We start from the raw sequence: 20,938 nt of genomic DNA, 5'->3' as shown, positions 1-20,938 counted from the left end.
AGGATCGGTTTTGCATTTTGATACGTATTTTACCCCAGAGTTCCCTGTGGGTCATCGTTTACTTTGCACCGTCCGGGGACGTAGTATTGTCGCCTTCACCCGTCAGTTACCGCGAGATTATGCGATTTTCACGACTTGTTACCGGACTAACCTGTGCGTTTATGCTGCAGGCACAAGCAGCCCCCGTTGAAGAATACATGCAGTATTTGCCAGACGGCGCAAACCTGGCGCTGATGGTACAAAAAGTGGGCGCATCAACCCCGATAATCGACTTTCATGGCAAACAGATGGCGCTGCCCGCCAGTACCATGAAAGTGGTCACCGCGCTGGCGGCGTTGCTGGAGCTCGGACCCGACTTCCGTTTTCAGACCACGCTGGAAACCAAAGGCGCCGTTAGCGATGGTACGTTGAATGGCGATTTGGTGGCGCGCTTTGCCGGTGATCCGACGCTCAGCCGTCAGGATCTGCGCAACATGGTTGCCGCACTGAAAAAGCAGGGTATCACCCATATTAAAGGCAACCTGGTGATCGATACCTCGGTCTTCGCCAGCCATGATATGGCACCGGGTTGGCCGTGGAACGACCTGACCCAATGCTTCAGCGCCCCGCCGGGCGCGGCTATTGTTGATAAGAACTGTTTCTCCGTTTCGCTCTACAGCGCCAACACGCCGGGCGAAAATGCCTTTGTGCGCATCGCCTCTTATTATCCGGCTCACATGTTCAGCCAGGTACGCACCCTGGGCCGCAACAGCGGTGAAGGACAATATTGTGAGCTGGATGTGGTGCCAGGTGAACTGAATCGTTACACCCTGACCGGCTGCATGCGTCAACGTGCCGAACCGCTCCCGCTGGCGTTTGCCGTTCAGGATGGTGCCGCCTGGGCCGGAGAGATTCTGCGCGATGAACTGCGCGCCGCAGACATTGATTACAGCGGTCATCTGGTACGCCAGACGCAGGTTACATCGCCGGGCACGGTGCTGGCCTCAACACAATCTGCGCCGCTGCATAATCTGCTGCACACCATGCTGAAGAAATCGGACAACATGATCGCCGACACCGTATTCCGTACCATCGGCCATCATTACTTTAACGTGCCTGGCACCTTCCGCGCCGGTTCTGACGCGGTGCGGCGTATCCTGCGCGAAAAAGCCGGTATTGATCTCGGTAACAGCATTCAGGTAGACGGTTCCGGCCTGTCACGCCATGATTTGATCGCACCGGATACCATGATGCAGGTGCTGCAATACATTGCCAAAAATGATTCGACGCTGAATTATATCTCGATGTTACCGCTTGCGGGTTATGACGGCACGCTACAATATCGTGGTGGTCTGCATGAAGCGGGTGTCGATGGCAAAGTCTCGGCCAAAACCGGTTCACTTCAGGGTGTCTATAATCTGGCAGGATTTATCACCACAGCCAGCGGCGCGCGTGTCGCCTTTGTGCAATACCTTTCAGGTTATGCTGTGCCACCGGAAGATCAGAAGACGCGACGTATCCCACTGGTACGTTTTGAGAGCCGCCTCTACAAGGATATTTACCAGAACAACTGATGAAACTGTTAATCGTTGAGGATGATGCGCTGCTGCAATCGGGCCTGGCCCAGGCATTGAGCGCTCAGGGTTACGCCGTGGACTGTGCCGCCAACGCCGCAGAGAGCAATGCCTTGCTGCGCAGCGGCCAGTACAGCCTGATCGTGTTGGATCTCGGTCTGCCGGATCGTGACGGCGCAACCTTGTTGCGCCAGTGGCGACGTGACGGCATCAACGTGCCGGTATTGATTCTCACCGCTCGCGATGCGCTGGAAGATCGCGTAGACGGGCTGGATGCCGGTGCCGATGACTATCTGGTAAAACCTTTTGCGCTGGTCGAGTTACAGGCCCGGGCACGCGCATTGATTCGGCGCTATCAGGGGCACAGCGACAACCTGCTTCAGCAGGGCGATTTGACCCTCAACCTCAGTTCTCAACAGGTGTTGCTGGAAAACCTGCCGCTGGAGATCACCCCCAAAGAGTTCGCGCTGCTGACGCGCCTGCTGATGCGGGTCGGGCAGAACGTGCACCGTGAAACCTTGCAGCAGGATCTCTACAGCTGGAATGATGATCCCGGCTCCAACACCCTGGAAGTCCATATCCATAATCTGCGCCGCAAACTCGGCAAAGACCGCATCAAAACCGTCCGTGGTGTGGGTTACCGGCTGGAAGTGCGCGAATGAACAGCATGCGTCAGCGGTTACTGATTATGCTGGCGCTGATTCTGCTCACCTGCCAGATCATGAGCGCCGTGTGGCTATGGCACGAAAGCCGGGAGCAGATTGGCTTTCTGGTGAGTGAAACCCTCTCCGCCAAAGCGCGCAATGAACACGTTGAAAATGAAATCCGTGAAGCGATAGCCTCGTTACTGCTGCCTTCGCTGGTGATGGTGTGCCTGACGCTGCTGTTCTCCTTCTGGGCAATCAACTGGATTATCCGCCCACTGAAGTCACTGCAAAACAGCCTGGCACATCGCTCTGCCGATAACCTGTCCCCCTTGCCGATCTACTCTGAGATGGAAGAGATCGTGGCAGTGACCACCTCCATTAATCAGCTGTTGTCACGCCTTGACCATACCATTCAGCAGGAGCGCTTATTCACCGCCGATGCCGCCCACGAGTTGCGTACACCGTTAGCGGGGTTACGTCTGCATCTGGAATTACTGCAACAACAGAATGTACCGCAGAGCGAAATGTTGGTGGCGCGTATTGACCAGCTGATGCACACCGTCGAACAGTTGTTGATGCTGTCACGCGCCGGTCAGGCATTGGCCAGTGGTCATTATCAACAGCTGCACTGGCAGCAAGACATCATGCAACCGCTCCAGCCCGAGATGGCCGAACTTTATCAGCAACGCCAGCAGCAACTGCACTGGCCGCAGGGTGCCGACGTAGCGCAGCAGGGCGAAGCGGTATTGCTGCGCCTGATGCTGCGCAATCTGCTGGAAAACGCCTCGCGCTACAGCCCGGAAGGGAGTGAAGTGAAGGTGGTGTTACGTCAGGAACAACAACAAGTGATTGTTGAAGTCTGGGATCAAGGGCCAGGCATCGAAGCCAGCGCGGCAGAGGAGTTAACCAAAGCCTTTCGGCGGCGCGATCAACGTTATGGCGGCAGTGGGCTGGGCTTGAATATCGTGCTGCGCATCGTGCAGATGCATCGTGGTCGTCTGGAGTTACTGAACCGTAAAGATGGCAGCGGACTGATTGCCCGCTGCCATTTGCCTCAGTTGCTGAATTAGAACTGGGTGTTGAGGCTCATGTAGTAAGTGCGGCCTGAATCGTTGTAGGTATTGGCACCCGCACCGTACAGGTAAGCGCCGGTAGTTGAGTTACCGGTAGTCTGGGCATTACCCTGACGCCAGTGGCGCTTGTCGAACAGGTTGTCGATACCTACTGTCACGCTGATGTACTTGTTCACATCATAAGTACCGCTCATGCCGAGGATGGAGTAAGGGCTAACCTGATCGGTGGCGCTGCCGGTAACCGGATCGCCATGATAGTCATACTTCTTCGGCACCTGCTTACCATACCAGGTAAAGGTGGTTTGCAGTGACAGATCTTCCATTGCCTGCCAACTCAGTGTCGAGTTCAGGGTATATTGCGGAATAATCGACAAACGGTCGCCCGTAGTTTTGTTCTTACTCTGCAACATGTAGGTGAAGTTGTTATTCCAGGTCACCGTATCGGAGAAAGGAATGTTAACCGTTCCTTCCAGCCCTTCAACCACCGCTTTTGGCACGTTCTCCCATTTGTAGATGTTAGTGGTGCCGTTGGAAGCGGTACCGGTTGACACCATACCCGCTTCAATTTTGTTGCGATAATCGTTACGGAACCAGGTCAAACCGGCCTGATAACCCTCGTGTTTCCACTCCAGACCAATCTCTTTGTTGATGCTGTTTTCCGCTTTCAGGTCTTTGTTACCTTGCAGATAACAGGCGCTGGAGGCGTCAGCACAACCCTGGCCGTTGCTGTACAACAGATAGTTCGGGTTGGTCTGATACAGGCTTGGTGCCTTATAAGCACGGCCAATCCCCATCTTCAACGTGAAATCATCACCCAGACCTTGCGACAGGTTCAGTGATGGGCTCCAGTTGTTGCCAACAATCGAATGATGGTCGAAGCGCAGGCTTGGGGTCAGCATGGTGCTGTCCGTGACTTCCATATTGTCTTCAGCAAACAACGAGAAGATTTCAGCCTGTGAGTAAGGACTACGTCCGGTATTGGAGATACCCGGCACGCTACCGTAGTTGGCCGCCTGCGTGGTTGAAGACGGATCCTTCATACGCTGCTGGTTCCATTCAGTGCCCAGGGTCGCCGTCTGGTTGATCAACCATTCAAACGGGATGCTGATTTCACTGTGCAGCATGATGTCATCCAACTGAATGGTGTTAAAACCACTGTTGGAGAAGATCCCCTCGGTGCCGCCTGCCAGGCCTTCATTAATGCGGGTATTACGGGTTTTCTCGTAGCGTCCCCAGGTATTGGTGCTGACGCCATTATCCCAGGCACCGGTCCACTTCAGCGAGACGTTCTGACGATACAGGCGGTTAGTTTCGTCACCGTACAGGCTTTTCACCAGCGTGCTGGTGTTGGTGTTCTGGGTATCACCGGCATACAGGTTGCCCTGACGGCTATAACCCGCCTGAAGTTCCAGGGTCTGCATCGGCGCAAACGCCCAGCTTAATAAGGCATTGATATCTTTATTGACTGAACCTTCGCGTCCCGCCGGATAGCTGCCCGCGTAAGTCCCGGTACGATCTGCCGCATGGCCTTCGTTGATATCGTAAGCATCAGCCTGAGTTTTGGCTAAACCGCCATATAAACGGAAGTTGAAATCATCGCCCAGCGGCCCTTGCAGACTGAAGTTGGTGCGTTTGGTTGCGCCTTCATCTTTATGCTGCGGTACGTTGAAATAGGTATTCCAGGAACCGTGCCACTGCTGATCGGTGTATTTTTTGGTGATGATGTTCACCACACCGCCCGCCGCGCCGTTACCGTAGCGCACCGCTGCCGGTCCACGGATCACGTCGATATGGTCGATCAACTCGGGTGGCACCCAGTTGGTATCGCCACGGGTATCACGCTCGCCACGCCAGCCGAGTCGCACCGAGTTACGGCTGGTGATCGGCATACCATCAACCATAATCAGGGTGTTTTCTGGCCCCATGCCACGAATATCGATCTGGCGATTGTTGCCACGCTGGCCGCTGGTGGAGTTACCGGTCAGGTTAACACCCGGCATGGTTCGAATGATTTCAGAGACGTCACGGGCTGGCGGATGCTTTTTGATTTCATCAGCGGTGATGGTGGAAACACCGGGAGCCTGTAGCGTCTGTTGCTCGGCGGTCACCATCATGGTGCCGCCATCATGTGAACTGGCGTCTGTGCTGGTAGTCGTACTACTGGAGGTATCTGCTGCCCAGGCGCTGCTGGAAAGTAGGCCCAGTTCAATCAGAATGGCTAATGATAAACGCGAATATTTTGTCATTTTTTCGTTCCTGGATTGCCAGCAAAGGTGGCTGGCGAGCCGGTGAGAAGGTCACAGTCCTTATCAAAACCCCGTTCCAAGCCTGGCAGTGCTATCCGTTGCGCATCCTTTCCTTAATGGGAAAGTTGACAGGCGGAACGAGCGTGCTCATTTATGAGCGGAAACACCCTATTGCAAATGCAAATAATTATCAATAGTATTATTTATAACCTTTGTGAAAGAATCCTTGAGTAAATGGCGACTGGCAGCACCTATGACCTGGCTAAATGATCTAACCGGCAGTGAAGCCTGGTGGCAGGAGCAACAACGTAAAGGTATCCCGCGTGTGGAAGGCGAAGTGAACGGCGAGTGCCAGGTCACTTTCCTCTGGCGCGATCCGCAGGGCAACGAGACGCAGTCACCTATCCAGCGGGTATGGATTAACATCACCGGTGTGACCGATCACCACCAGCGCCGCGCCCCACAATCCCTGATGCGAGTAGCCAATACCGATGTCTGGTACTGGCAAACCACCCTGCCAGCCAACTGGCGTGGCAGCTACTGCCTGATGCCAGATGAGCAGGCGACGGATTTTTCCGGCGATGTCGATATGTACACGCTGCGCAACTGGTGGCGCGACAAATTCCCGACCGCCCAGGCGGATCCGCTCAATGCCCTGCGAGGCTGGTCTGGTGGACGCGGCATGGGGGTATCCCCATTGCATCTGCCGCTGGCACCCAATCAGCAGCTATGGCGTGCGATAGATGAAGGCCACGCCCCTGCAATCCCTTTGCAAGAATATCGCTGGGACAGCCACTTACTCGGCAACAGTCGCCGGGTGTGGATCTATTGCACCGGCGAGGCCCAACCCGCGTCACGGCCACTGGCAATTTTGCTCGACGGTCAGTTCTGGGCCAACAGCATGCCGATTGCCGGACCGCTGCAACAACTCACCGATGAGGGCGCATTGCCTGCTGCCGTCTATCTGTTTATCGACATCATTGATCGTGAGCACCGCAGCCGTGAGTTGCCGTGTAACCCGCTGTTCTGGCAAGCCTTGCAGGAAGAATTACTTCCCCAGGTCGCGCAGTGGGCACCGTACCAACCGCAGGCCACCAGTACCGTGGTCGCCGGGCAGAGCTTCGGCGGTCTGGCATCAGTGTTTGCGGCGCTGCACTGGCCGCAGCAGTTTGGCAACGCCATCAGTTTGTCGGGCTCCTTCTGGTGGCCGGAGCGTGGTAATCCGCATGGCTGGCTGTTGCAGCAACTGGATCAAGGTCTGGCACCGCGCCAGCCGCTGCGTTTCTGGCTGGAAGCGGGTAAACGTGAAGGACTGATTTTGCAGGCAAATCAGCAACTACAGCAGAAGTTGCAGGCCGCTGGCTATCAGGTGCACTACCAGCCAGTAGAAGGGGGACACGACGCGCTGTGCTGGCGTGGTGGCCTGATTGATGGTTTACAGGCGTTGTGGCGCACCCCGACATAAATTCATCTCGCCCGGACTCAGGAGCCGACATGGAACATCGCAATCCCTTCGACGATCCGCAGCAGGATTGTCTGGTGCTGCGCAATCCGCAGCAACAATACAGTTTATGGCCCGCGTTCAGCGCCCTCCCCGCTGGCTGGCTCGCCGTGTATGGCCCGCAGCCACAGCCTGATTGCCTCAACTGGCTGGAACAGAACTGGGGGAATATCCGCCCAGTGACGCAGGACACCAACCGGAGCGACAATGTCTGAATCCCTGATGAATCGACCCCATACCGAACAACAAACCCTGCCGCTGGTGGCAGCACAGCCCGGCATCTGGATTGCCGATCAGCTGTCGCCCCATCACAACGCCTATGCGGTCGCGCACTTTATTGAATTGCAGGGCGATATTGACAGTGAGTTGCTGAGCAAAGCGATCATCAATGGGATGCAGGAGGCCGATACGCTGAATATGGCGTTTGGCGAGGTAGACGGCGAAGCGCTGCAATGGCCGCAGATCCAGCATTTCACCGCACCGCAAGTGGTTGACCTGCGCTCAGACGAGAATCCCGCAGACAAAGCCCGCGCGCTGATGCGTGACGATATGAATGGCGATCTGCGCGTGCTGAGCGGTTCCCCCTTATATCATCATTGCCTGTATCGCCTCGGCGAGCAGCATTGGTTCTGGTATCAGCGTTATCACCACCTGGTGGTGGATGGCTTCAGTTTTACCGCCCTGACGCGGCGCATCGCCAACCTGTACAGCGCCTGGGCGCGCCAGCAGGAGCCAGAACCCACGCCGTTTATCCCCTTTAGCGAAGTGGTGGAGGAGTATCAGCGTTATCAGCAATCCTCCTCCTTTGAACGTGATCGCCAGTTCTGGCGTGAAAAAGGGGCGTCCCTGCCCGCCCCTGCCTCACTGGCGGCGCAACCGCTGGCCGGACAAAGCGCCAGCACCCAACTGCTGCGCCATAGCCTGACGATGGATCACGCCTCCTTCCAGACGCTGGTCAGCCAACATCCGCAGCACAGCGCCGCCGATCTCGCCTTCGCGCTGGTTGGCTTATGGTTGGCACGCCTCAGCGGGCAAAACGATTTTTCCGCAGGTTTCATCTTTATGCGGCGTATCGGTTCGGCCGCGCTATGCGCCACCGGGCCGGTGATTAACGTGTTACCGATGGCGATCCATTACGACCCGTCACAGCCACTGGCCGCACTGGCAACGCAACTGGCGGGTGAAGTGAAGAAAATGCGCCGCCACCAGCGCTATGACGCTGAACAGGTGCAACGCGATCTGGGACGCCTTGGCGATGGCGATCCGATCTACGGTCCGGTGATCAACCTGAAGATGTTTGATTATCAGCTGGATTTCGCCGGTGTGGAGGGCATCACCCATCAACTGGCTTCTGGTCCGGTACGCGATCTGGAAATCGCCATCTATATCAGTGAACAGGGTGAGCTGACGCTGGAGTTGCTGGCGAATGCGGAACGCTACAATCTGGCGACGCTGCAACGCCACACCAGCCGTTTTGCGCTGCTGCTGACCCAGTTGGCCGCGGAACCGCAGCGCCCGTGCGGCGAGTTGGATCTGTTGACCGCAGCAGAACATCACTGGCTGGCGGATATTAACCATACCCCTCACCCGGTGCCTGCCGAGACTCTGGCATCGCTGTTGGCTCAGCAGGTAACCCGCACCCCGGATGCGCCAGCGCTGGCCGATGCACAGCATCAACTCAGCTACTGTCAGATGCAGCAGCAGGTATTTGCGCTGGCACAACAGCTAAGCGCCGCCGGTGTCGCACGGGGCGATATTGTTGCCGTCGCGCTGCCGCGTTCGGTGCAGTTGTCGCTGGCACTCCAGGCGATCGTTACGCTCGGTGCGGCTTATCTGCCGCTTGATACCGGCTACCCTGATGATCGCCTGCAACTGATGCTGGAAGATGCCACACCACAAACGTTAATCACCTCAGCGTCACTCGCACCACGTTTTGCTGCCATCTCCGACGTCAGCCAGCTACATTTCGATGCGCTGTTTAATCACACGGATGCGCCAGCCCCGCTCAGCGCGCCGCAACCGCAGGACGGTGCCTACATCATCTATACCTCGGGTTCTACCGGGCGTCCCAAAGGGGTGCTGGTCGGTCATGAGGCGATCGTTAACCGTCTGCTATGGATGCAAAATCACTATCCGTTGCAGGCTGACGATGTGGTGTTGCAGAAAACCCCGAGCAGCTTTGACGTTTCGGTGTGGGAATTCTTCTGGCCGTTGCTGGTCGGTGCCCAACTGGTGATGGCCCCACCGGAAGCCCATCGCGACCCGGAAGCTCTGCAACAGTTGTTCGCGCAACATCAGGTCACCACCACCCACTTTGTGCCTTCGATGCTGGCGGCGTTTGTCGCCGCATTGCAGGACGATGCCGCGATTAACAGTTGTGCCAGCCTGCGCCGCGTGTTCTGTAGCGGCGAAGCACTGCCAACCGATTTATCCCGCGAGTGGGAGCAGTTGACTCAGGTGCCGTTGCACAATTTATACGGTCCGACTGAAGCGGCGGTGGATGTGAGCTGGTATCCAGCGTTCGGCGAGTCACTGGCGGCGGTTGAAGGTGCCAGCGTGCCGATTGGCTATCCGGTCTGGAACACCGGCCTGCGTATCCTTGATGCGCGTCTGCAACCGGTGCCGCCGGGTGTGGCGGGCGATCTCTATCTGACCGGCATTCAACTGGCACACGGTTATCTGGGGCGTCCCGATCTCACCGCCAGCCGCTTTGTCGCCGATCCGGCCGGCAAGGGTGAACGCATGTATCGCACTGGCGACGTGGCGCGTTGGCTCGACAACGGCGCGGTGGAATATCTTGGCCGCAGTGACGACCAGTTAAAAATTCGTGGTCAGCGCATCGAACTCAACGAAATCGATCATGTGTTGTGCGCTCAACCCGGCATTGAGCAAGCGGTGACGCACGCCGTGGTGTTGGGGGGGGCCACGGCACAAGGCGATGCCCGCCAACTGGTGGGTTATGTCATTGCCGATCATGCTGTAGACGGTGAGGCCCTGCGTAACGCGCTGGCCCAGCAACTGCCCACCCATATGGTGCCAGTGGCGATTGTCCAACTGGAGGCTTTCCCGCTCAGCAGCAACGGCAAGCTGGATCGCAAAGCCCTGCCGCTGCCGCAGGCGAGCAGCGCCAGCGCCGGGCGTGAACCGCATCCCGGCCTGGAAAGCCAACTGGCTGCGGCGTTTTGTCAGTTGCTGGCACGCGACAGCATCAGCGCCCAGGATGATTTCTTTGCCCTGGGCGGTCATTCACTGCTGGCGATGCGCCTTGCTGCCCAGTTGCGCCGTGAACTCCGGCAGCCGGTGACCGTCGGACAGATCATGGTTGCCTCCACCGTCGAGAAGCTGGCTGCATTGTTAAGTGATGCGCAATCCCACCAGCAGGCCGGTTTTGAGGCCGTGCTGCCGCTGCGCCAGGGCACTGGGCCAAATTTGTTCTGTTTCCATCCGGCCTCTGGCTTTGCGTGGCAATTCAGCATTCTGCAACGCTACCTTGATGCGCGCTGGTCGTTGATCGGCATTCAGTCGCCGGACACCGCCAGCCCGTTGAATCAAAGCACGCATCTGGACGAGGTGTGCGACGCCCATCTGCGCACCCTGCGCGAGGTACAGCCGCACGGCCCTTATTATTTCCTCGGCTATTCACTTGGCGGTACGCTGGCTCAGGGGATTGCGGCACGGCTGGCGGCTGCCGGTGAAGAGGTAGCGTTCCTCGGCCTGCTTGATACCTGGCCGCCAGAGACGCAGAACTGGGATGAAAAACGCGGCGAAAACGTGCTGGACCCGGCAGTGCTGGACGAAGTGAACCGCGAGCGCGAGCAGTTTATTGCGGCGCAACGGCATCAGGCGGGTGAAGAGATGCAGGTGATGTTTGACACTATCGAAGCCAACTACGCCAGTTCAGTACGTCTGTTGGCAACGGCACGCAGCGCCAGCTTCAGTGGCCGCGCAACCTTGTTCCTCGCAGAACAGACGCAACAGCCGGGACAGGATGCACGTCGCGCCTGGGCACCTTATGTCGGCGAGCTGGAGGTGTGGCCGATGGATTGCGCCCACGTCGATATCATTTCACCGAAGATGTTTGAGCAAATCGGACCGTTATTACAACGGCTACTGAGCAAACTCTGATCCAGAATGTAGGGCGCGATTTATCGCGCCGATTTTTTCCAGCACCGCGCACGGAACCGCGCGATAAATCACACCGCTACGGCCGTCCCAGCGGCACAATCATTGGCGTATGCGCCACCGGGTCTTCCACAATCACGCAGCGCAAGCCGTATACCTGCTCAATCAACGCGGGCGTGACAATCTCTGCCGGTTTCCCTTCCGCGATAATCCGTCCATGACGCATAGCAATCAGGTGCGTGGCATAGCGGCAGGCGTGATTCAGATCATGCAGCACCACCACCAACGAACGGCCATGCTGTTGATTGAGATCCTGCATCAATTCCAGCAATTCAATCTGATGGGTGATATCCAGCCAGGTGGTCGGCTCGTCCAGTAACAACAACGGCGTTTGCTGCGCCAGCACCATCGCAATCCACACACGCTGACGCTGACCGCCAGACAAGGTATCCACCTGCTGATCAGCGAGATCAGACACCCCGGTCGCCAGCATCGCCTGCTGCACCGCAGCTTCATCTTCAGCACGCCAGCGCCCGAACAGCGCCTGATGTGGATAACGTCCACGCGCCACCAGCTCAGTGACGCTGATGCCTGCCGGGGCGTTAGAACTTTGCGGCAGCAGGCCCAGGCGGCGTGCCACCTCTTTGGTGGGATAGCGCGCAATGGCTTCTCCGTCCAAAAACACCTGACCTTTTAACGGCGTATTCAGACGACTCAGGGTGCGCAACAGGGTTGATTTGCCACAGGCATTCGGGCCGATAATCACCGTCAGTTCCCCTTCCGGGATCGCCACCGACAAATTTTCTGCCACCACTTTTTTGTCGTAACCCAGCGTCAACCCTTCGCCATAGAGACGACTGGAGATTTCGGTCATTGGCGTCGTGCCTCCCGCACCAGTAAAGCAATCAGATAAAGGCCGCCGATGCTGACGGTAATCACCCCCACCGGCAATTGATAAGGTAAGAACAGATGCTGGGCTGCGAAATCGGCAGCAATCAGCAACAGCGCACCACACAATCCGGCCAGCGGCATGCCGCCGCCGAGACGGCGCGCAATCTGCGGTGCCAGTAGCGCCACAAAGGAGATCGGGCCGACCAGCGCCGTTGAAGCAGCGATCAGCACCACGCCAAGCAGCATCAACCACAGGCGGCTACGCTCCACCGGCACGCCAAGGGCGCAGGCGGTGTCATCCCCCATCTCCAGCAAACGCATCCGGCGGGCCAGCAGCGCCACCAACAGCAGCGCCAGCAGTAACACCACGATCACCGGCGGCGTTTTTGTCCAGGTAATACCGTTCAGCGAACCGGCGCTCCACAGACCGGCGCTGAGGGCAGCATCCAGCGAAGCGCTGATAATCAACCAGCTGTTAAGCCCCATCAACAACGCGCGCACGCTGATGCCGACGATAATCAAACGGAAAGTTTCCACGCCGTTACGCCAGGCAAACAGGTAAACCAGCGCGGCAGTGGCAATGCCGCCAATCATCGCAGCAGCCGTCATCGCCGAGGCGTTTTGGTTGAACAACACCAGCGCCACCAGCACACCGCTGTAGGCACCGGTGTTAAAGCCAAGAATATCCGGGCTGCCTAATGGATTACGCAACAGTGACTGGAAAATCGCGCCGCTCACGCCCAACGCTGCGCCAATCAGCAACGCCATCAACACGCGTGGCAGACGCCACTCCAGCACGATCAGTTTGATATTGCTGGCACCCTGCCCCAGCATCACCTGCCAGATTTGTTCACCGCTGACCGGCAGAGCACCCCGTGTCATCGCCAGAAACGCGAGCAATCCGCAACCGAGCAGCAACCAGAAGGTATGAAACATGACGCGCCGGGTCATACAACACCTCGCGCGAGTTTGCGCCGCACCAGTACAATCAACATCGGTGCTCCCAGCATGGCGGTGACGATAGAAACGCGCAGCTCACCTGGCACCAGCAGGCGACCAATAATATCCGCCGTTAACAGCAGGATCGGCGTCACCAACGCGGTAGCAGGCAGTAGCCAGCGATGGTCATTCCCCACCAGCCAGCGCGCCAGATGCGGCGTCATCAACCCAACAAACGCAATCGGTCCAACCGCTGCGGTGGCTGCACCGCACAGCAGCGCAATCGCCAGCAGCCCCAGTACCTGGGTACGGGCCACGCGCGTACCCAGCGCGGTCGCCATATCGCCGCCCATACTCAGGCTGTTTAACGCTTGCGACAAACAGAAAGCCACCACGCTTCCGACGGCAACGGCTGGCCACAGGGTACGCAGGATGCTGAAGTCGCGAATATCCAGCGAACCACTGTGCCAGAAACGCAGGTGATCATAGATGTCAGGATTGAGCAGCGAGATGCCTGAGGTCAGCCCTTCCAGTACCGCGCTTAACGCGACACCGGCCAGGGTTAAACGCACCGGATTGACGCGCCCGCCACCTATCGCGCCGGTCATCGACACCAGCAATGAAGCCAGTAGCGCACCGCCAAAAGCAAAACCAAGCCATTCGGACGGCGCATTGGCACCAAAGCATGCCACCCCCAACACCACGGCGAAACTGGCTCCGGCGTTGACACCAAGAATACCGGGGTCAGCGAGTGGATTACGCGTCAGGCTTTGCATTAACGCGCCGGCCAGCCCCAGAGCCACGCCCGCCAGCAATCCGGCCAGGGTACGCGGCAGACGCGCCTCGCGAACGATAACGCAATCCGCACTACCACAGGTGGTGGTCACGGCATGATAAACATCGGAAAGAGAGATGGATTTTGCCCCCAGCATTAAACTCAGGGCAATAAGGAGCACCAGCAGCATCCCTGATCCTGCAAGTGCGCGAGTCTGGTGCATAGCGTTATGAACCTTTAATGATCAACGTAATCGCGTGCGTAGGGTAAATGTGATAATGATATTTGTTATCGTTATTACTCGTATTTGTCTATGTTATCATGACTCGCCTCGCGGAAGATGAGGAAAATTGGTGCAAAAAGGCGAAGAAATGAACAAACCCTCCCACTTTATCGATCTCTCCCTGCTTAAATCCCATCCGGCGTTTCGCGCGGTATTTATCGCCCGCTTTATCTCGATTGTCGCACTCGGCATGTTGGCGGTGGCGGTGCCGGTACAAATTCAGCAGATGACAAAATCCCCCCTGCTGGTTGGACTCGGCGTTACGGTAGCCGCCTGCGGCATGTTTATTGGTTTGCTAGCCGGCGGGGTACTGGCCGATCGTTATGAACGTAAGAAACTGATTTTATTCGCCCGCTCGACCTGTGGTCTGGGCTTTGTCGGACTGGCGATCAACGCGGCGTTGCCTGAACCCTCACTGACTGCGGTGTATCTGCTGGGGCTGTGGGATGGCTTTTTCGGTGCGATTGGCGTCACCGCGCTGTTGGCCGCGACTCCGGCGCTGGTCGGACGCGAGAATTTGATGCAGGCGGGCGCAATTACCATGCTTTCGGTACGTTTCGGCTCCATCCTGTCACCGGCGATAGCCGGCATGGTGATTGCCAGTGGCGGCGTGGTATGGAACTTCATCCTCGCGGCGCTGGGGACCTTACTGACCGTGCTGACCTTACTAAAACTGCCGATGCTACCTCCGCCACCACAGCCGCGCGAGCACCCCCTGAAATCGCTGGCAACCGGTGTGCAATTTATTTTTACCACGCCTTTGGTGGGGATGGCGGCGTTGATGGGCGCACTGGTGACGCTGGCGAGCGCGATTCGCGTGCTCTATCCGGCGCTGGCTCCGCATTGGGAGGTGAGTGCCGACCGACTGGGATTGATGTTCGCTGCCGTGCCTTTGGGTGCCGCAATCGGCGCTGTCACCAGTGGTCGGTTAGCACAGGCCGCACGTCCCGGTTTATTGATTCTCAGTAGCGCTATCGCCTCATTTCTGGCGCTCGGGCTGTTTGGCCTGATGCCAGACTTCCCCCTCGCGTTGCTCTGCCTGGTGGCGTTTGGTTACTTCAGTTCCATTACCAGCCTGGTGCAGTACACCCTGATTCAGGCATTAACCCCTGATGCGCTGCTGGGACGTATTAACAGCTTATGGACGGCACAAAACGTCACCGGGGATGCGCTGGGCGCGGCGCTGATTGGCGGGATCGGTGCCTGGCTGTTACCTCAGCAGGCGGCCGCGGTGTTTGGCTTTGCTGCCACCCTGCTGGGCGTGCTGATGTGGCTGGTGATGGGATCGTTACGTCGCTATCAACCGCCAGCCGTAACGCTGGCGGAAGAAGCATCATGACTTCACAAACAGTTTTTCCAGGCGAGCCAGCAGGTTGCTGGCGCTGAAGTAATCAAGGCGGAAGCTGTCAACGCCCATTGCATAAACCTGTTGCTGCGTCACGGCGGCGTTTTGTGCGAGGAACGGATTAGCCAGCACCGACTGACGGGTTTTGTCATCGCCAGCAAATAACAGGAAGCTGTGTCCCGTCAGGCCGCTGGCAACGTTTTCACCCGCGAGCTGAATGATGTCCTTGCGCTGTCCCATGCTGTGGCTTTGTTGAATATTGGCCGGGGGCATCGCCAGGGTGAAGCCCAGTTGCTGCAACAATTTGCCCTGCGCCGATTCAGCGGTCCACAAATTCACCGCGCGTCCATCGCCATTCCACACCAGGGCGGAAACCGGCTGCGGCGGTAATGTGATGGCTTTTTTCAGCGCGGCCTGACGATCGGCAAAGGCTTTAATATGCTGCGCCGCTTCGGTTTCATGACCGGTGGCCTCACCGAGCAGCGTCATCAGGTCCTGCCAGCTTTTATCGTCGTAGTTAATCACCAGCGTCGGTGCAATGGCAGAAAGCTGACTCACCAGCTTGATGGCGGAGTCGTTGCCCGTGGCGCTGACGATAATCAGATCCGGTGCTTCGGCTGCCACCGCTTCAGCGTTGGCTTCACCAATATACAGGCGTTTGACGCCGCGTTGTTTCGCCACCTCGCCCCACTGACGGAAGAAGCCCTGATCGTCGGAGAGGCGACTGTTGGGGGCGGTAGCACCCGATGCAATCACCGGCGCATCAATCGCCAGCAGTGAACCGGTCAAGGTGACGCTGGTTGAGACAATACGCTGGGGGGCTTTGGTCAATGTCACCACGCCCTGTTCGGTCTGAATTTTGCGTGGCCAGCCCTGTTCGGCACGCGCAAGTCCACTAAAAGCCTGTAAAATGAACAACAGGACAACCATGCCCCATAAACCGCATTTATTCATAAGTTTTCATCCATCATTTAGCTTATTTCCGCCCCCGGCGTAAATGCCGGAAAACGCTTAAAGATAAGGGAACACCCGCGAACTGATTGACTCTTTGGACCATTCGACGTAGGTTACAGGGCCATAATAAAAATGATAATCATTCTTAATAATCTTATCATTTATAGGTGAAAATTATGGTGGAATCCTCCACGTTTGAAAATGCCTGGCTGAAGGATTTTTCCGCACTTTGTCGCGGATTCCTGTTCACATCTCCCTGGCGCAGCCTGGTGACTCAGGGTTGCTACACCACCCTGACCGAACTGGTTCAGGATGCTGCTGCGTTAGACGGTGATTTTCAGCAACAGCTGCGCCAGCATTTTGCGGCGGCGAAAAAACAGGGTATCGAGAAACCGATTCTGGTCGGTGCGATCCCGTTTGATGTCAGCCAACCTGCCGCTTTGTTTATTCCTGAATCCCATCAGACCTTTAAGCGTGCCGATTTACTGGCCGCGTTACCGACCGAACTGAGTGCGCTGCCCGCCGTGCGCCGCCGTGCGGCAGTGCCGGATCACGACGCCTTTACCCAAATGGTGGCAGATGCGGTGGCGGCCACACAACGTGGCGATCTCGATAAAGTGGTCCTGTCGCGCCTGATGGATATCGTGACTGAACAACCGGTGGATAGCGCTGCGCTGATGCAGCGGGTCATGGCGCAAAACCCTAACAGCTACCATTTCCATCTGCCGCTGCCGCAGGGTGGTGTGTTGCTGGGAGCCAGTCCGGAACTGATGTTGCGCAAGCAGGGGCGTGACTTCAGCTCTTGTCCTCTCGCCGGTTCCGCACGTCGCGATAGCGACAGCCAAACCGACCGCGCAGCCGGCGAAACGTTGATGAACTCCAGTAAAGATCGGCACGAACATCAGCTGGTCACCGATGCGATGCGCTCCACGCTGCAACCGCGCAGCCGTCTGCTGTCGGTGCCGACAGTGCCCTCGCTCATCACCACCTCAACGTTATGGCATCTCGCCACGCAGATTGATGGTGAAGTGCAGGATCCGCGCGAGAATGCCCTGTCCCTCGCCTGCCTGCTGCATCCGACTCCGGCTCTCAGCGGTTTCCCGCATCAGCAAGCGCAACAGCTGATCCAACAGTTGGAACCGTTCGATCGTCAGCTGTTTGGCGGCATCGTCGGCTGGTGCGATGACGCAGGCAATGGCGAATGGGTCGTCACCATCCGCTGCGGCACGGTACATGACAGCCGCGTGCGCCTGTTCGCGGGTGCCGGAATTGTGGCCGACTCTCAACCCGAATCAGAATGGCGTGAAACCGGCGTGAAGCTGGACACCATGTTGCGCGCCTTTGGACTGCAATAAAGGAAAGACCATGAGTATTCCCTACAACCGCTGGCCTGACGAACTCGCCGCCCGTTACCGCGAAAAAGGCTACTGGCTCGACGTACCAATGACCGACATCCTGGCGCGTCAGCAACAGAATGACGCCATCGCGGTGATCGACGGCGAACGCCAAATCAGTTATCGCGAAATGAATCAGCTGACCGACAACCTGGCGGCTGCCCTGCAACGTCGCGGCCTGAAAACCGGCGATACCGCATTGGTGCAGCTCGGCAACGTGGCGGATTTCTATCTGACCCTGTTTGCCTTATTTAAAATCGGCGTGGCACCCGTCAATGCGTTGTTCAGCCATCAGCGCACAGAAATGACCGCCTACGCGGCGCAGATTGAACCGGTGCTGCTGATTGCCGATCGTACCCATCCGCTGTTCGCTGATGATAGCTTTATCGATGTGCTGTGCCGCAGCCATCCCTCGTTGCAGCAGGTGATTCTGCGCAATGACACCCAGCCGGAAAACACCCTGGAAACGCTGCTGGCGGAAAGCGCCGGTGATTTCACCCCAACGCCGAGTGCGGGTGATGAAGTGGCCTTCTTCCAGCTCTCCGGCGGCAGTACCGGTACGCCGAAGCTGATCCCGCGTACCCACAACGATTACTACTACAGCATTCGTGGCAGCGTGGATATTTGCGCCGTGACCGACCGCACCCGCTATCTGGTGGCACTGCCTGCGGCACATAACTTTCCGATGAGTTCACCCGGCGCACTCGGCGTGTTTTATGCCGGTGGTCAGGTGGTACTGGCCGCCGATCCCAGCGCAACACTGTGCTTTCCGTTGATCGAAAAACATCAGATCACCGATACCGGCCTGGTGCCGCCTGCGGTGAGCCTGTGGTTGCAGGCGATTCAGGAATGGGGCAGCAACAAACAGCTGGCCTCACTGGAACGGATGCAGGTGGGCGGTGCTAAGTTGGGTGAGACATTGGCTTCCCGCATCCAACAAGAAATTGGCTGCCGGTTACAACAGGTTTTCGGTATGGCGGAAGGGCTGGTGAACTACACACGCTTCGACGACGACGAGAAAACCATCCTCACCACCCAGGGACGTCCAATTTCTGATGATGATGAAGTCTGGGTCGCCGATGCCGATGGCAATGCATTGCCGGTGGGTGAAGTGGGCCGTCTGATGACACGCGGTCCTTATACCTTCCGTGGTTACTATCGCAGCCCGGAGCATAACGCCGCCAGCTTTGATGCCGACGGGTTTTACTGTTCCGGCGATCTGATTGAGATTAACCCGCAGGGTTACATCACCGTACAGGGACGCGAAAAAGATCAGATCAACCGTGGCGGAGAGAAGATCGCCGCAGAGGAGATCGAAAACCTGCTGCAACGTCACCCGGATGTGATTCACGCTGCGCTGGTATCGATGAATGATGAGCTGATGGGTGAAAAGAGCTGCGCCTTTATTGTCGCCAGCCAGCCGATTAAGCCGGTGGTGCTGCGTCGCCATCTGCGCGAACTGGGCGTAGCCGAGTTCAAATTACCCGATCGTATTACCTGCGTAGACGCCCTGCCGCTGACCCCGGTTGGTAAGGTAGATAAAAAACGTCTGCGCCAACAACTTGCCGACCAACAAGCGCAAGCCTGACCTGTTCCGGAGATTGTATGGCTATTCCAAAGTTGACCTCTTATCCGCTGCCGACCGCCACCGAGTTGCCTGCCAACAAGGTGAAATGGGCGCTGGAGCCGCAACGCGCGGCGCTGCTGATTCACGATATGCAGGCCTATTTCCTTAATTTTTGGGGCGAAAACAGCCCGCTGGTGAATCAGGTTGTCGAAAACATCGCGCGGCTGCGGGCTTACTGCAAAGCGCAAGGCATCCCGGTGTTCTACACCGCGCAGCCTAACCAGCAGAGCGATGAAGATCGTGCGCTACTGAATGATATGTGGGGACCCGGCCTCAACAAGCATCCCGATCAACAGAAGATCGTTGATGCTCTGGCACCGGATCAGCACGATCATGTACTGACCAAATGGCGTTACAGCGCCTTTCATCGTTCTCCGCTGGAGTCGATCCTGCAAGAGATGGGCCGCGATCAGCTGATCATTACCGGCGTTTACGCCCATATCGGTTGCCTGACCACCGCCACTGACGCCTTTATGCGCAACATCCAACCATTTATGGTGGCCGATGCGCTGGCTGATTTTACCCGTGAAGAACATCTGATGGCGCTGACCTACACCGCTGGCCGTAGCGGCAAAGTGGTGATGACCGCTGATCTGATGCCGCTGCCGCTGAGCAAAGACGATCTGCGCGCGCTGATCCTGCCGCTGTTGGAAGATGACGATGTGCCGGAAGATGATGAGAATCTGATCGACTACGGTCTTGATTCCGTACGCGTGATGGCGCTGGCAGCGCGCTGGCGTCAGGTGCACAGCGATATCGATTTCGTTAGCCTGGCGAAGAATCCCAGCATTGACGGCTGGTGGGCACTGCTGTCGCGGGAGTCGACGAAATGAGCCTGCCGTTTGATTTCCGTGGAAAAATTGTCTGGGTAACCGGGGCCGGTAAAGGCATCGGCTACCATACGGCGCTGGCTTTTCATCAGGCGGGCGCGCAGGTGGTGGGCTTCGATCTGCGTTTTGATCAGGCAGACTATCCGTTTGCCTGTCAGGTGATGAACGTTGCTGATGCTGCTGAAGTGAAAACCGTCTGCCAGCGTCTGCTGGCGGATCAACCGCGTCTCGATGTGCTGGTAAACGGTGCTGGCATTCTGCGTATTGGCAGCACCGAAGAGCTGGCGTTTGAGGACTGGCAGGCTTGCCTCGCCGTCAACGCCGGTGGTGCGTTCAATATGTTCCAGCAGACGCTGCCGGTGTTCCGCCAGCAACGGGCCGGCGCTATCGTCACCATCGCTTCGAATGCCGCCCATGCACCACGCCTTGGCATGTCTGCCTATGGCGCATCCAAAGCGGCGCTACGTAGCCTGTGCCTTACCGTAGGTCTGGAGATGGCTCCGCTCGGCGTGCGTTGCAATATCGTCTCACCAGGATCGACCGATACCGATATGCAGCGCAGCCTGTGGCATACCCCGGAGGCGGAGCAGGAGATGATCAACGGTTTCCAGGATCAATATAAACTCGGGATCCCACTGCGTAAGATCGCCAAACCGCAGGAGATCGCTGCCAACATTCTGTTCCTTGCTTCCGATCTCGCCAGCCATGTGGTACTCCAGGATATCGTGGTGGACGGTGGCGCGACGCTGGGAGCCTGA

The 20,938-nt window shown here is 57.5% G+C and carries 16 protein-coding genes; 11 read left to right on the top strand and 5 right to left on the bottom strand.

All coding sequences use genetic code 11. From position 1 onward, the window contains the following. The first annotated feature begins 119 nt into the window (after positions 1 to 119). Genes dacB through pmrB form a run of 3 tightly spaced genes read left to right on the top strand, consistent with a single transcriptional unit; the run spans position 120 to position 3,270 of the window. The gene (gene dacB, locus AC6I8T_RS02660; protein ID WP_036627468.1) at positions 120 to 1,553 is read left to right on the top strand and encodes a serine-type D-Ala-D-Ala carboxypeptidase; all 1,434 of its coding nucleotides are present in this window, start codon (positions 120 to 122) and stop codon (positions 1,551 to 1,553) included. Continuing rightward, positions 1,553 to 2,215, top strand: a complete 663-nt coding sequence (gene pmrA, locus AC6I8T_RS02655) for a two-component system response regulator PmrA (protein WP_021185733.1) — start codon at positions 1,553 to 1,555, stop codon at positions 2,213 to 2,215. The genes dacB and pmrA overlap by 1 nt, the downstream gene beginning before the upstream one ends. Then, positions 2,212 to 3,270 (top strand): two-component system sensor histidine kinase PmrB, encoded by a 1,059-nt coding sequence (pmrB, locus tag AC6I8T_RS02650; protein ID WP_021185732.1) that lies wholly within the window; start codon positions 2,212 to 2,214, stop codon positions 3,268 to 3,270. The genes pmrA and pmrB overlap by 4 nt, the downstream gene beginning before the upstream one ends. On the opposite strand, the gene AC6I8T_RS02645 is transcribed toward pmrB, so the two are convergent. Beyond that, a complete protein-coding gene (locus AC6I8T_RS02645) occupies positions 3,267 to 5,519 on the bottom strand; it encodes a TonB-dependent siderophore receptor (protein ID WP_497833480.1) in 2,253 nt (750 codons plus the stop codon). The two genes, pmrB and AC6I8T_RS02645, sit on opposite strands and share 4 nt — an antisense overlap. 253 nt (positions 5,520 to 5,772) lie before the next feature. Here AC6I8T_RS02645 and fes point away from each other — a divergent pair, with 253 nt between their 5' ends. From fes to AC6I8T_RS02630, 3 genes are read left to right on the top strand one after another with little or no spacing between them, the layout of a single operon-like run. Next, positions 5,773 to 6,984 carry an enterochelin esterase gene (gene fes, locus AC6I8T_RS02640; RefSeq protein ID WP_208724701.1) on the top strand — a complete coding sequence of 404 codons (1,212 nt, stop codon included), beginning with the start codon at positions 5,773 to 5,775 and terminating at the stop codon, positions 6,982 to 6,984. A 29-nt stretch (positions 6,985 to 7,013) separates the two neighbouring features. After that, a complete protein-coding gene (locus AC6I8T_RS02635) occupies positions 7,014 to 7,235 on the top strand; it encodes an MbtH family protein (protein WP_021185729.1) in 222 nt (73 codons plus the stop codon). Continuing rightward, the gene (locus AC6I8T_RS02630) at positions 7,228 to 11,145 is read left to right on the top strand and encodes an enterobactin synthase subunit F (RefSeq protein WP_497833479.1); all 3,918 of its coding nucleotides are present in this window, start codon (positions 7,228 to 7,230) and stop codon (positions 11,143 to 11,145) included. The genes AC6I8T_RS02635 and AC6I8T_RS02630 overlap by 8 nt, the downstream gene beginning before the upstream one ends. A gap of 76 nt (positions 11,146 to 11,221) precedes the next feature. On the opposite strand, the gene AC6I8T_RS02625 is transcribed toward AC6I8T_RS02630, so the two are convergent. Genes AC6I8T_RS02625 through fepD form a run of 3 tightly spaced genes read right to left on the bottom strand, consistent with a single transcriptional unit; the run spans position 11,222 to position 13,937 of the window. Further along, entirely contained in the window at positions 11,222 to 12,016 is a 795-nt protein-coding gene (locus AC6I8T_RS02625; protein ID WP_021185727.1) for an ATP-binding cassette domain-containing protein, read from the bottom strand. Further along, positions 12,013 to 12,984 (bottom strand): iron-enterobactin ABC transporter permease, encoded by a 972-nt coding sequence (fepG, locus tag AC6I8T_RS02620; protein ID WP_208724699.1) that lies wholly within the window; start codon positions 12,982 to 12,984, stop codon positions 12,013 to 12,015. The genes AC6I8T_RS02625 and fepG overlap by 4 nt, the downstream gene beginning before the upstream one ends. Beyond that, positions 12,981 to 13,937 (bottom strand): Fe(3+)-siderophore ABC transporter permease, encoded by a 957-nt coding sequence (gene fepD, locus AC6I8T_RS02615; RefSeq protein WP_244634015.1) that lies wholly within the window; start codon positions 13,935 to 13,937, stop codon positions 12,981 to 12,983. The genes fepG and fepD overlap by 4 nt, the downstream gene beginning before the upstream one ends. A gap of 181 nt (positions 13,938 to 14,118) precedes the next feature. Here fepD and entS point away from each other — a divergent pair, with 181 nt between their 5' ends. Beyond that, on the top strand, positions 14,119 to 15,369 hold the full coding sequence (gene entS / locus AC6I8T_RS02610) for an enterobactin transporter EntS (RefSeq protein WP_497833478.1): 1,251 nt from the start codon (positions 14,119 to 14,121) through the stop codon (positions 15,367 to 15,369). Here entS and fepB read toward each other — a convergent pair. After that, a complete protein-coding gene (gene fepB / locus AC6I8T_RS02605; protein WP_208724696.1) occupies positions 15,364 to 16,329 on the bottom strand; it encodes a Fe2+-enterobactin ABC transporter substrate-binding protein in 966 nt (321 codons plus the stop codon). The genes entS and fepB overlap by 6 nt on opposite strands. Positions 16,330 to 16,505: 176 nt before the next feature. Between fepB and AC6I8T_RS02600 the strand changes: the two genes are divergently transcribed. Genes AC6I8T_RS02600 through dhbA form a run of 4 tightly spaced genes read left to right on the top strand, consistent with a single transcriptional unit; the run spans position 16,506 to position 20,938 of the window. Further along, on the top strand, positions 16,506 to 17,684 hold the full coding sequence (locus AC6I8T_RS02600; protein WP_497833477.1) for an isochorismate synthase: 1,179 nt from the start codon (positions 16,506 to 16,508) through the stop codon (positions 17,682 to 17,684). Positions 17,685 to 17,694: 10 nt separating this feature from the next. Then, positions 17,695 to 19,311 (top strand): (2,3-dihydroxybenzoyl)adenylate synthase, encoded by a 1,617-nt coding sequence (locus tag AC6I8T_RS02595; RefSeq protein WP_497833476.1) that lies wholly within the window; start codon positions 17,695 to 17,697, stop codon positions 19,309 to 19,311. Between the two features lie 17 nt (positions 19,312 to 19,328). Continuing rightward, the gene (locus AC6I8T_RS02590; protein ID WP_021185720.1) at positions 19,329 to 20,183 is read left to right on the top strand and encodes an isochorismatase family protein; all 855 of its coding nucleotides are present in this window, start codon (positions 19,329 to 19,331) and stop codon (positions 20,181 to 20,183) included. Beyond that, positions 20,180 to 20,938 carry a 2,3-dihydro-2,3-dihydroxybenzoate dehydrogenase gene (gene dhbA / locus AC6I8T_RS02585; RefSeq protein WP_021185719.1) on the top strand — a complete coding sequence of 253 codons (759 nt, stop codon included), beginning with the start codon at positions 20,180 to 20,182 and terminating at the stop codon, positions 20,936 to 20,938. The genes AC6I8T_RS02590 and dhbA overlap by 4 nt, the downstream gene beginning before the upstream one ends.

Source organism: Pantoea sp. X-Soil-OKNW-556 (assembly GCF_059730695.1).
The sequence above is the reverse complement of the archived record's forward strand: the minus strand, read 5'-3'. Positions and strand labels throughout refer to the sequence as shown.